Origin of the sequence: Dolichospermum circinale AWQC310F, assembly GCF_000426925.1 — a bacterium.
GTDB lineage: Bacteria > Cyanobacteriota > Cyanobacteriia > Cyanobacteriales > Nostocaceae > Dolichospermum > Dolichospermum circinale.
This window is the reverse complement of the sequence record NZ_KE384716.1, coordinates 66,305-78,693: the sequence shown is the minus strand read 5'-3', so window position 1 is coordinate 78,693 and position 12,389 is coordinate 66,305. Positions and strand designations below refer to the sequence as shown.

Genomic DNA, 12,389 nt, shown 5'->3' with positions numbered 1-12,389 from the left:
AGAATTGAATATCTCAAACTTTGCGTCTTTGCGCGAAACAACAATAATAATAACGCAAAACAACGTCTAAGATATTATCAAATTCCTACCTATGGTCAAGTTATTTGCACACTGCTTACAAAGGTTGCCAACCAGTACCTTGATAACCATAATCAAAGATATCAGGATGCAATATTTCTGCTAATATCTCCACAGAATCTACCAATCGTGGACCAGGACGGTTAAAATAAGCATTACCATCGGTAATGAAAACCCTTCCACTTTGAACAGCGTGGAGTTTTTTCCATTCTGGACGTTGAGTTAATAATTCAGCTTGTTGCTGAGTCCGTTGCAAATCAAAGCCACAAGGCATGAAAATAATTACATCTGGGTTACTAGCTACTAGTGTTTCCCATTGTACATGAACAGCGGGTTTACCCATCAAACAGAACAATGATTGTCCCCCTGCTAAATTAATTAATTCAGGAACCCAATTTGCAGCAGCTATTAAAGGATCAGTCCATTCAATACAAGCTACCCTCGGCATTTCTGCATTAGAAAGCCCCTGGAGTTTGCGCTTGCAAATTTTAATACGGGCTTCTAAGTTATCCAGTATTTGTACTGAATCTACGCCAAAAGTGTGACTAACTCGCTCAATATCACCCCAAACATCTTGTAATGTGTTAGGCTGTAAAGATATAATTTGGGGTGAACTGTGGGTAAGTTGGGCAACTGCTGCTTCTACTTCTGGTAAAGTAACAGAAAAAGCATCACATTGGTCTTGAGTGATAATGTGGGTAGGGTGCAACTTCTCCAAAACATCAACTTTGATCTTGTGAATACTTAAAGCAGATTGTAATACATCATTGACTTGATTATGAACAGAAGTCTTATTAGCATGACCATTAAAACGTGCTTGAGTACAAACTGGACGATTTACGATTTCTGGAGGATAGTCACATTCATGAGACCTGCCTACTATAGCATCAAATAAACCCAGTTTAGCGATAATTTCCGTAGCACTCGGAATTAAAGAAACAATTCTGATATCGTTATTTGTACTAATCATAGTTCCACCCCCTGCTAATAGGAGTTCAGGAGTTAAAAATAGAAAATGGTGTTAAGTTTTTTTAACAGACGTTTCTACTTTCATTGTGGCATATTTTCCGAGAGTGGGTATCTGTCTTGAGGATGTTAGCATTTTTATTTTTCGCTAAGATGCTAAGGTACAAAGTTTTATTCTAGACACGAATACGCAGTTACCCATCTTAATTAGTAATTATATTTAGTAATTATATTTCAATCTGGGGATTTGATCTGAATTTAGATATTCAGGTTAATAAGGTTCATGAATTGATTTACATTCCCAAAACAGTCCCGGTCCTACTATTAAAATTTGCTCATTTGGCATTAATAATTCCCAATAAGCAAGCCCAGAATCATCTTCTAGATCTGGTTCTAAAATTATTTCATAATTAAGATCACCCTCAAATGATAAAGTAAGTTTAAAATAATGTATAGTTTTGAGATTGTAAAGTAATTGTAAGAAGGGTGTAAAACAAATTGACTACTATCGGAAGTTATCACGTAAAAGTTTTAATTGAATCCAACGCTGAGGAAGTTGCTTTTATTTCTCCAGCAACTATTGATGATATGCCCACAAATTGGTCTTGTAACTGGTTAAATATTTGCAATGAAACAGCCTTTTACTGTCAAAATATAGTTAAACTTGTTTATAATGATAAAATCTGGGGATTAATAAAATATAGTCTTTATCCATATACTTATCCTGATCCGAGTCCCCCTATATTTCTGGAAATAAATAATTTAGAAGCACACCCTACCAGTCGAGGAGATGTTGCTACAAGATTAATTGAACCTATTGGTAAATGGTTGATTTGGTATGCAATACAGGTTGGTTTCGAGTTTTGTGAACCAAAACCAGAAGCACCGCTAATTATACTAGATGCTTTGGATAAAGCTGTGCCATACTATAGAGATAAGGTACAAATGGAGTATCTTGGTTTATCATGTAGCACACCTGGAGAAGATTTATATGGCTTCAGATTTTCACGAACCGCAGCAGCAGAATTTTGTCAGCGACATGAAACAATATGGGGAGAACCCAAGCGATATGAGTAGTGACGAAATAATGGCAGGGTCAAAAGAGATAATGACTCATGCTCAAAGACAAGCTTTTCTGAAAACATCTTATGCAGGAAAGTTATTTGGTGTTGCACATTTACTTCCCGAAGTGATAGAGGTAATAGAAGAAAGATCAGAAAATTTACCACACTTAAAACGAGTACGCGGACTATTCAAGTCTGAAAAACAAAAAGATCAACAACATAATTCTAATAATACCGAAGTTGCTAAACATGGAAGTTAGGATTTAGAGCAACACTAATGATCAGAAAAGTTTTATTAGATGATGATATTCTTCTAGATATTCTGCTCGAAAGAGATCCATTTGTAGAAGATTCATCAAAAATTTGGGAATTAATTGAAACTAAACAAGTAGAGGGTTATGTAACACTTACAACCCTCAATAAAATCTTTGATGTTGGTAGAGATAACGGAGGATTTGAGATTGCTTGGGAGGCTATATCTGAAATTCGATCTGTCATGAAAGTTTGTATTATTGATGATAGAATCTTAGAAATAGCTCATTCATATCACCTTAAAGATTTTGAACAATCTATACAATTAGCTTGTGCGAAATTTTTTAAATTAGACTATATTCTTACTAGAAAAGTTGAATATATTAAATCTTCTCTTCAAAACTTAGGGGATTCTTATAAAGAATTTTTTTCTGTAGTTAAACCTACCTCATTTTTGTTCATTTACTTTCGTAGTCATTTGAGTTATGGTTTTTGCAACTCTCTTGAATTTTATAAAATTCTTTTTCAATATTACAGAAAACGTATAGAAATTGTTGGAAATATTACTAATAAAACAGATATTCTAGTTAATTATTCATTAAAATATCTCTTAGATTCTATTTCTACTCAATCAATTGAAATACAAAATCAGCAAGAATCTGAAAACAAAATTGCTGTTATCAAGCGAGATATTGCCACTATTGTACGCTATATAATATATGCAATTTTAGCTGAAAAGTTAACTTTAGATGATAATTATATAAATAGTTGTTTTACAGAATGTAACTCTCTTAATATATCACGTCAATCTTTAATTATTGCTTTACAACATACGAAAGAATTAACTATTAAACTTACTACTCAACCAGCTAATCAAGATATTGATTTTTCTGACTTGAATTATAAGATTTTGGTTAATGAGATAAGCAGATATTTTGATCAATTTATAATTAAACTCACATCATATTAATTTTATATCCCCAACCTCTTAAAGAAGTCGGGGATATTTATAAACCCCTACAAATTAATTATTCATTACCCTCAATTGGTGCAAAACCTTGACGTTGGATGTTTTCTGTGATATGGCGTGGTTCTAGGAATTGCAAAAGATAATCTGGTCCTCCTGCTTTTGAACCGACTCCAGAAAGTTTAAATCCACCGAAAGGTTGACGAGATACTATTGCACCAGTTATATTCCGGTTAATATATAAATTCCCTACTTCAAAATCTGCTTGCGCTTGTTCAATGTGGGAAGGGGTACGGGAATAAAGACCACCTGTTAAAGCGTAATTTGTGTTATTGGCAACTTCTAAAGCTTTTTGAAAATCTTTAACTCTAATTACAGCTAAAACAGGTCCAAATATTTCCTGTTGTGCAATAACTCCATTTGCGGGTACTTCTGAAAAAATCACAGGACCGATAAAATATCCTTGGGTGGGTGCGGGTAACTCTAAAGCTAATTTAGCTTCTTTTTTGCCTTCTTCAATATATTCTAAAATGCGAGCTTGGGCATTAGCGTCAATTACCGGACCAACTTGGGTACTGGGTAACTCCGCTTCTCCAATATTTAAAGATTTTGTCGCTTCTACCAACCTTTCCACAAAAGCATCATAAATAGGTTCAAGCACAATTACCCGTGAACAAGCAGAACATTTTTGTCCACTATAACCAAAAGCAGATTGCACAACGCCGACAACAGCTTGGTCTAAATCAGCACTTTCATCAACAATGATGGCATTTTTGCCTCCCATTTCCGCAATTACTTTTTTGAGGTGCTTTTGACCGGGTTTTAAGATAGCGGCTTCTGCGTAAATTCTACAACCTACTTCCTGAGAACCAGTAAAAGCAATAACATGAGTATCAGGATGATTTACCAAATAAGCCCCGACTTGAGAACCCTTGCCAGGGACGTATTGAAAAACACCTTTAGGGATTCCTGCTTCTATTAATATTTCTGTAAATTTTGCTGTAATTACAGAAGAAGTTTCCGCAGGTTTGAGTAGAGTACAATTTCCTGAAACCAAAGCAGCGACGGTCATACCGCAAGCAATAGCTAGAGGGAAATTCCAGGGAGAAATGACAATTGCGATTCCTTTGGGTTGGTAAATATAACGATTAGTTTCGCCAAGAACATCGTAAATTATACCTTGATCTAGACGTTCCATTTCCTCAGCGTAATAAAGACAAAAATCAATTGCTTCGGAAACTTCTGCGTCAGCTTCCTTGACGGGTTTTCCTACTTCCAAAACTATCCAGGCCGAAAGTTGGGCGCGTCTTTGTTCCATTAACTTCCCAGCTTGACGCAAAATATCAGCACGTTGTTTAACGGGAGTTTTTTTCCAAGCGGGAAAAGCAGCTTTAGCAAATTTCATTGCTTCCTCAGCTTGTTCAACGCTAAGTAAACCTACTTTACCAACAATTTGACTAAAGTTAGAAGGGTTAAGAGAATCTACAAAAGTTGTCGTATTTACATATTCCCCATTAATGAAAGGTAAATAAGTTTTACCCAACTGTTGACGCACATTTTCCAAAGCTAAACGCGAACTATCCCTGCTTTCTTCCTTTGCAAAATCGGTATCTGCTACACCGCAAAACCCCCCCTCAGTCCCCCCCGCAAGCGAGGGGGAAGTTAGAACTGGTATTGGTGGTGCTAACAACTCCTCAATGGGACGATTTTCCAGATTTTGGCGTAAAAAGGAGCTATTTGCGGTATTTTCCAACAACCTCCGAATTAAATAAGCCATTCCCGGTAATAAGTCACCGTAGGGACAATAGACCCGGACGCGATAACCCTTATCTACCAAGGCTTTAGCTATTTTATCACCCATGCCGTAAAGCACTTGCATTTCAAAGCGACGACGGGGAACTTGAAGATTTTCCGCAATGGCTATGGCACGAGATTGCGATCGCACATTATGACTACCTATGGCAGAATAGACATACTGATGATTTTCTAACAATAACTGGGTAATAGCTTCAAAATTGGCATCTGTGGCGACTTTATCATGATAAACTGGTTGCGGCCAATGTTTTTGAGCGGCTTTGATGGTTTCCTGGTCCCAATACGCACCTTTAACCAAACGAATAGTCAGAGGATAACCCCGTTGTTTTAACCAAGCAATGATTTCTCTAGCGTCCTGTTCGCTGTCGCGGAGATATGCTTGAATGGTCATACCAATATCGGTACGTTGACGAAATTCCGCTTCTAGTAAAAGTTTTTTGAGAATGGTGAAAGTAATATTTTTATAAGCGTATTGTTCCATATCAAAATGGACTGCTGTACCTAATTCTTTGGCACGACGGAGTAAAGTCCGAATATGTTCGCTTACTTTCGCTTCACTACCTTCAGCATCTAAAGGGTCAAATTGGGAATAAAACGCCGTTAATTTGACAGAAACCTGGACTTTGGGGATATTTTCGCCGTCTGCTTCGTCAATAGCTGGAATTTTCGCCCAATTTTGTGATGCTTCCACCAACTGCTGCATCAATTCTAGGTATCTTTCTAAATAAGATTGTGCCTCTATTTCCGTAATTACCGCTTCACCAAGTAAGTCAATGGTGAAAGCCATTTTATCTTTTCTCAGTCTCTCAACGGTTTTGATGACTTGTTTAATATTTTCGCCTGAAATATATTTATGTGCTAAAGTTTGCACAGCATTTCCCACGGTTGTCGCTGCTACCTGTGCGGGCATAGAATCCGGGTTAGCAAAGTTCAAAATTGCTTTTAAAGCTGCTGGTAATTCTACTGATTCATCTCCCAAATATTCTTGTAAATGGGACGCAATTTCTGATTTACTATGTAAAGCGGGTAAAGTATCTATGAACCGAAATAATTGTACTCGTAAACCGGGGTTACTCATAGCCCAGTCGAGTAATTTATCATCCCAGCGCATTTGGTCGCGTAAAGCAGCTAAAAATGAGCGATTTTCCTGGGTAACAGCTAAAACCTGTCTAGCAATTTCTTGGGTTTTCTCTTCGTATTTGTTGCTTTCTACTTGTAGTACCATAAAATTTGTTAAAAGTATGAATTTCCCAGTCAGGTAATTATGTTCTTATCTAAGATAACCCAAGATTAAAGCACTCCCACCAATAATACTACCACCTAAAATCAAGTAAATGCTATTAATGCGGTAGCGAATGACTAAAATTGCGGAAATAACAGCAATTCCTAAACCTAAAAAATCTATGGAATCAGTTTTGGGTAGTATTAAAGTAGCTACTCCTAATTGTATTATAGTTAGTGTCATTAAGGCTACAGCACTAACATTAACAGCATCTAAAAATGGTCTTGTCCAAGATGATTTACGAAGGGTATCCATAAAGAAGTTTAAAATAGCAACAAACAAAAATGAAGGGAGAAAAACCCCCATAGTTGCTACAATTGCTCCAGGAAAACCAGCAATTATATAACCAATAAATGTCGCGGTAGAAAGCACTGGACCTGGTGTAAATTGTCCAATAGCAATACTATCTAATAACTGTTGTTGTGTTAACCAGCCATATTCTTCTACTAGTGCTTTTTGTAAAAATGCTATTAGTAAATAACCACCTCCAAATAGGACACTACCAACTTTAAAAAAAAATAAACCCAGTTTCCATAAAGGTACAGATACATGATTATTTATAATATTTATATTATTGATAACTGTACTTGTTGGGGTTGTTTCTAAAAACGTTCCTGTGGTTTAACCCAGAATAATTAAGAATAATTAAACGCAGATGAATTTTAGGATTTTGACAAGAGATAGATTCATTATTTATTTTTGATTAAGGTAGCAACATTTCTGCTTTACAGCTAGATCTGGATAATCAGTAAATAGACCATTTACTCCTAAATTTAAAAAGATTTCATATTCTTTTTCAGGACTTCCTTGTAAGCCTAAAGGTAAGAAAAAGTCTTCATTTCTAAATGTCCAAGCATGAACTTGTAAATTGGCTGCATGAGCATCTATAATTAAGGATGTTGGTGATAATAATTTACCATGAATATCTCTGGGAATTAATAAGTTTTTATGTACACCTATTGCTTGTGCATATTCGGCAATTTCTTGTAACCCTTTTGGTGTTAATAAATCTCTATATATACGCAGATCATTGTCTATAACAAAATCATAGGGTTTACCAATATCATTAATTAATTGTACTAATGGTAAATCTGTTTTCTGAGATAATTCTTTGAGGTTACTCACCGCAAATGATTGAATAAATATGGGTAAATCAATGTCTTGCAAATTCGATAACAAGGCCGCTTCTAATGGTAAACCAATCTCTTGAAAATAACTGGGATGTTTGGTTTCTGGATAAATACCAATATTGCGACCAACTTTTTCACGTTTATCCTTGACTAAATCAATGATTTCTGTAAAAGTGGGAATAGTAAACATTCCGTTATAAGCTGTATTGTGGGGACGAATTTGGGGAATACGTTCTTTAGCAGTTAAAGTTTTGATTTCTGCTATGGTAAGATCTTCTGTAAACCAACCAGTTTTAATTTCACTATCAATGATTTTAGTAGTTCTTAAATAAGCAAATTCAGCATGATCAACAATATCCGTAGTTTCTGATATTTCATTTTCATGACGCGCAATTAAAATACCATCTTTAGTCATTACCAAATCTGGTTCAATATAATCAGCACCTAAATCAATTGCTAACTCATAACTCGCTAAAGTATGTTCAGGACGGTAGCCACTTGCACCCCGATGAGCGATAATAATAGGAGACTGATTTGTGAAAGTTTGAATCATGGTTTTTCTTTATAATTAAAGTTCTGGCGTTGCTGAATTGAGGTATGAAATTGGACAATCAAAAAAATGAAACTCTTATCTTACTCTCTGCGCCTCTGCGCCTCTGCGTGAAATAAAATCATACTCTTAATCACCAACGCCAAAGTTCTGCTACTACTTTATTCTTCCTTCCTGTCCTTTGCGTCTTTGTGGTTCATTCATATCAGTATTCTTCCCTCAAAAAAGGAGTATAATTCTTTCATTATGAAACTTATGATCTCAACTCAACCTGAATTAAAACGTATAGAAGAATTACGATCTTTGTTACAAAAAGCTAGTTACGCTTATTATGTTTTAGATGCACCAATAATGGAAGATACAGTTTATGATCGGCTGTATCGAGAACTACAAGAATTAGAAACAAAAAATCCAGAATTAATTACTCCCGATAGTCCTACCCAGCGTGTTGGAGAAAGACCTGCAACCCATTTTACCTCAGTCCGCCATAATATTCCTCTGTACAGTCTGGAAAATGCTTTTAATATTGAAGAATTGCAAAATTGGGAGCAACGTTGGCGGCGACACATACCAGAGCAGTATAATACCGGAGAAATAGAATATGTATCTGAATTGAAAATTGATGGTGCGGCTTTGGCCTTGACCTACGAAAATGGAGTTTTAGTAAGAGGTGTAACTAGAGGAGATGGCATAATGGGTGAAGATATTACCCAAAATGTCAGAACTATCCGCTCAATTCCCCTCCGTTTGAATTTTGACGGCTTGGAAAATATCGCCAAAGTGGAAGTACGGGGAGAAGCGTTTCTACCTTTACAGGTATTTAAAGAAATTAACGAAAAAAGACAAAAAGCTGGTGAACAAGTATTTGCTAACCCGCGCAATGCTGTAGCTGGTACGCTGAGACAATTAGACTCCCGTATTGTCGCCCAACGACAGTTAGATTTTTTCGCCTATACTCTACATATTACCGGGTTAGATGATTCCAGTATTGCCAATACTCAATGGGAAGCTTTGGAATTATTACAAAAAATGGGTTTCCGCATTGATACTAATCATAAACTTTGTTATTCTATCCCTGAAGTCGCCGCATATTACCAATATTGGGATACAGAACGGCTCAACTCTCCCTATATGACCGATGGAATTGTAGTTAAATTAAATACTTTTAAACTCCAGGAACAATTGGGGTTTACACAGAAATTTCCCCGCTGGGCTATAGCCTTAAAATATCCCGCCGAAGAAGCCCCAACCCGTGTAGAAAAAATTACCGTTAATGTCGGCAGAACCGGCGCGTTAACTCCCCTGGCGGAAATGTTACCAGTACAATTAGCGGGAACAACTGTTTCCCGTGCTACCTTACATAATAGCGATCGCATTGAACAGTTAGATATTCGCATTGGTGACACCGTAATTGTACGCAAAGCGGGAGAAATCATTCCCGAAGTAGTCCGGGTAATCAAAGAATTGCGTCCCCCTGACACCCAACCCTTTATTATGCCTTCCCATTGTCCCGTCTGTGGACAACTGGTAGTCAGAGAAACTGGAGAAGCTGTTACTAGATGTGTAAATGCTTCCTGTCCCGCCATTCTCAAAGGTGAAATCGAACATTGGGTAAGTCGTGACGCTTTAGATATTAAAGGTGTTGGGGAAAAACTTGTGTATCAATTAGTAGAAAAATGTTTAATACATTCCGTAGCTGATTTATACGAATTGACAAAAGAGCAATTATGTGAATTAGAACGCATGGGAGAAAAATCAGCGGAAAAATTGATCAAAGCGATCGCCCAATCAAAAATTCAACCTTGGTCTAGGGTATTATATGGCTTAGGCATTCGTCATGTAGGTAGCGTCAACGCCCAATTATTAACCCAGAGGTTTACCACCGTCGCCGAATTAACAGCCGCCAGACAATCAGATATTGCGGGCGTTTATGGTATCGGTGCAGAAATCGCCCAATCAGTGTATCAATGGTTTCATACAGTAGCAAATCAAACTTTAATTTCCCGTCTCCAAACCATTGGGTTACAATTAGCAAACAGCCCAGCAACGAAAGCTGTGGGTGAGATTAATCAAAAACTTGCCGGCAAAATCTTTGTAGTGACTGGCACATTACCAACCTTAAAAAGAGAGGAAGCAAAAGCTTTAATTCAAAAATATGGAGGTAAAATTACTGATTCAATTAGCAAAAAAACAAACTTTTTGGTAGTAGGAGCAGATGCCGGTTCTAAATTAGAGAAAGCCCAGAATTTAGGAATTAGCCAATTGACTGAGGCAGAACTATTAGCAATGCTGGCAGAATAGTTGTCAACAGACACTTATTAAATTATGTTACAGTGCTAATAGTCAAGTGAAAGTGGCCGCAATTTGGAGTATAAACCATGAATTCCCTATTCAGTAAAACAGTTAGTATCGCCATAGCTACAACCACCCTTCTGGTCAGCGCCCCTAGCTTCGCAGAAACTAAGTCTCCTGCTAATCATACTACACCTGTTACCAGTAAACAGACCGTAGGCACAATTGTCGAAGTTGCCAGCGCCAACAGTTCCTTGATCACCCTAGTCACAGCTATCAAAGCCGCAGGTTTGGTAGAAACCCTCTCTGGTCAAGAACCACTCACTGTATTTGCGCCTACAGACGCAGCATTTAAAGCCTTACCAAAAGGAACTTTAGCAAAACTCCTCAAACCAGAAAACCAAGACACCTTAGTTAAAATATTAACCTATCATGTAGTTCCTGGGGCAATTACCTCTAAAGATATCAAAGCTGGTGAGGTCAAAACAGTTGAAGGTGCTGTAGTTAAGGTTAAAGTCAGAAAGGGTCGAGTTACTGTAAATAACGCCAGAGTAACAAGAGCAGACGTTAAAGCCAGTAACGGTGTGATTCATGTAATTAATAAAGTCCTACTTCCTCCCGATGTAAAATTGTAGACTTTTTTCCTAACTCAGATTCCCAAATTCTTTAAGAATGCGGGAATCTTTTTGCTTATAAACGACTTACAATAAAAATTAGTAATTCAAACTTGGAAATAAATCTTAATCACGGGTATTATATATTTAATTAGTAGTGCAAACTGCGATTTTTGATTTCTGGAGCTATTCAATGTCAATTTATGCCGGTAATTTATCCTATCAGGTTACGGAAGACGCCCTGAAAGAGGTTTTTCAAGAGTATGGAAGTGTTAAGAGAGTCCAAATACCCACAGACAGAGAAACTGGTCGTGTTAGGGGCTTTGCATTTGTCGAAATGTCATCAGATGCGGAGGAAGAAGCCGCAATTGCTGCTCTTGACGGTGCTGAATGGATGGGACGGCAGTTGAAAGTCAACAAAGCTAAACCCAAAGAAGATCGTGGTGGACGGGGTGGTAGTTATGGCGGTGAACGCAACCGTTACTAAGTTTTACCACTAAAATGTTGTTAGGAAAGTTTTGGATCGTGATTTTGGATACTTGCATATCCCCCCTAACCCCTCCTTAGCAGAGGGAATTAAAATCTAACTCCCCCTTTTTTTGAGGGATTTAAGGGGAGATGAAAATATTTGATACGCTATGAGCGACTTTTCAAACATCCCCTAAAACTCTAAAATATCATATTTTCAGGACAGGGTAAATCTCTGTCTTTTTTTTTATGACGACTTACCCAAGAGGTAACTTCCCTCTCCTGGCGAGGTTTATGGTAAATTTTGCAACTTATTAAATAACCTCTTATACATAAACATTAAAACCATTTCACTTTCGACTTTTTCTATATTACCCGGACTAGCCACCAACAGCCAGAAGTATTTAACTATTCCTGGTACTTGGCTATGATGTAAAAATAATGTTGAAAAATAATTTATGCCATTTAGTCATTATTAATAATGCCTAAAAATTGCCTAAAATTAGTAATTTTTCAGCAGCGTTATCCATGATATTAATAACTGGGTGTAGCTCTATTAACTTAGGGTTTTGCACTATCGCAAAAACAACTATTACAATCTTTAAATTATGCCTGAAAACAGAAAACAAATAATTTTTCAGCATTACCTTTTTTATCCCTAAATTCAGATAAAAAGTAACTTTGATTAATAGGATTTATTAGCATTATTCAAATTTTATTAATCAGTCAAAATACATAATCAATACTGATGTGGATAAATCAGTCATGTATTATGATCTTCAAAGAAATGCTGGTATTAGAACCTGAATATAAATCCTTCTATCCCATTTCTGATTTCACTCATAAATATACCTGAGAATTAGAATACAGCATAAATTTATCAGGGTGTCCAAATAACTACCAAAATTGAG

The 12,389-nt window shown here is 36.7% G+C and carries 9 protein-coding genes and 1 pseudogene; 6 read left to right on the top strand and 4 right to left on the bottom strand.

The genetic code is table 11. The annotated features are described in order from the left end of the window. Positions 1-115: 115 nt before the first annotated feature. On the bottom strand, positions 116-1,048 hold the full coding sequence (locus ACIR310F_RS0120030) for a cobalamin-binding protein (protein WP_028085362.1): 933 nt from the start codon (positions 1,046-1,048) through the stop codon (positions 116-118). A gap of 494 nt (positions 1,049-1,542) precedes the next feature. Between ACIR310F_RS0120030 and ACIR310F_RS0120025 the strand changes: the two genes are divergently transcribed. The 3 genes from ACIR310F_RS0120025 to ACIR310F_RS23890 are packed head-to-tail and all read left to right on the top strand — an operon-like array spanning position 1,543 to position 3,330. Beyond that, positions 1,543-2,121, top strand: a complete 579-nt coding sequence (locus ACIR310F_RS0120025; protein ID WP_028085361.1) for a hypothetical protein — start codon at positions 1,543-1,545, stop codon at positions 2,119-2,121. Between the two features lie 31 nt (positions 2,122-2,152). Beyond that, the gene (locus tag ACIR310F_RS26435; RefSeq protein WP_196803260.1) at positions 2,153-2,368 is read left to right on the top strand and encodes a hypothetical protein; all 216 of its coding nucleotides are present in this window, start codon (positions 2,153-2,155) and stop codon (positions 2,366-2,368) included. Between the two features lie 17 nt (positions 2,369-2,385). Further along, entirely contained in the window at positions 2,386-3,330 is a 945-nt protein-coding gene (locus tag ACIR310F_RS23890) for a PIN domain-containing protein (RefSeq protein WP_051289775.1), read from the top strand. A gap of 58 nt (positions 3,331-3,388) precedes the next feature. On the opposite strand, the gene pruA is transcribed toward ACIR310F_RS23890, so the two are convergent. From pruA to ACIR310F_RS0120000, 3 genes and pseudogenes are all read right to left on the bottom strand, one after another. Then, a complete protein-coding gene (gene pruA, locus ACIR310F_RS0120010; RefSeq protein WP_028085360.1) occupies positions 3,389-6,367 on the bottom strand; it encodes an L-glutamate gamma-semialdehyde dehydrogenase in 2,979 nt (992 codons plus the stop codon). A 45-nt stretch (positions 6,368-6,412) separates the two neighbouring features. Beyond that, positions 6,413-6,973, bottom strand: a pseudogene (locus ACIR310F_RS23315) (chromate transporter); the annotation flags it as partial. A 144-nt stretch (positions 6,974-7,117) separates the two neighbouring features. Beyond that, complete coding sequence (locus tag ACIR310F_RS0120000) at positions 7,118-8,107, bottom strand: glycerophosphodiester phosphodiesterase (protein ID WP_028085358.1); 990 nt, start codon at positions 8,105-8,107, stop codon at positions 7,118-7,120. A 252-nt stretch (positions 8,108-8,359) separates the two neighbouring features. Between ACIR310F_RS0120000 and ligA the strand changes: the two genes are divergently transcribed. From ligA to ACIR310F_RS0119985, 3 genes are all read left to right on the top strand, one after another. After that, on the top strand, positions 8,360-10,405 hold the full coding sequence (gene ligA, locus ACIR310F_RS0119995) for an NAD-dependent DNA ligase LigA (RefSeq protein WP_028085357.1): 2,046 nt from the start codon (positions 8,360-8,362) through the stop codon (positions 10,403-10,405). A 77-nt stretch (positions 10,406-10,482) separates the two neighbouring features. After that, positions 10,483-11,031, top strand: coding sequence for a fasciclin domain-containing protein (locus ACIR310F_RS0119990; RefSeq protein ID WP_028085356.1), 549 nt, complete (start codon positions 10,483-10,485; stop codon positions 11,029-11,031). Positions 11,032-11,203: 172 nt separating this feature from the next. Beyond that, positions 11,204-11,497 (top strand): RNA recognition motif domain-containing protein, encoded by a 294-nt coding sequence (locus ACIR310F_RS0119985; RefSeq protein ID WP_028085355.1) that lies wholly within the window; start codon positions 11,204-11,206, stop codon positions 11,495-11,497. Positions 11,498-12,389 lie beyond the last annotated feature (892 nt).

Bases quoted from the DNA above. Each gene is read 5' to 3' on its own strand.
- ACIR310F_RS0120030 (WP_028085362.1), bottom strand. From the start codon at position 1,048: ATGATTAGTACAAATAACGATATCAGAATTGTTTCTTTAATTCCGAGT.
- ACIR310F_RS26435 (WP_196803260.1), top strand. From the start codon at position 2,153: ATGACTCATGCTCAAAGACAAGCTTTTCTGAAAACATCTTATGCAGGA.
- ACIR310F_RS23890 (WP_051289775.1), top strand. From the start codon at position 2,386: ATGATCAGAAAAGTTTTATTAGATGATGATATTCTTCTAGATATTCTG.
- pruA (WP_028085360.1), bottom strand. From the start codon at position 6,367: ATGGTACTACAAGTAGAAAGCAACAAATACGAAGAGAAAACCCAAGAA.
- ACIR310F_RS0120000 (WP_028085358.1), bottom strand. From the start codon at position 8,107: ATGATTCAAACTTTCACAAATCAGTCTCCTATTATTATCGCTCATCGG.
- ligA (WP_028085357.1), top strand. From the start codon at position 8,360: ATGATCTCAACTCAACCTGAATTAAAACGTATAGAAGAATTACGATCT.
- ACIR310F_RS0119990 (WP_028085356.1), top strand. From the start codon at position 10,483: ATGAATTCCCTATTCAGTAAAACAGTTAGTATCGCCATAGCTACAACC.
- ACIR310F_RS0119985 (WP_028085355.1), top strand. From the start codon at position 11,204: ATGTCAATTTATGCCGGTAATTTATCCTATCAGGTTACGGAAGACGCC.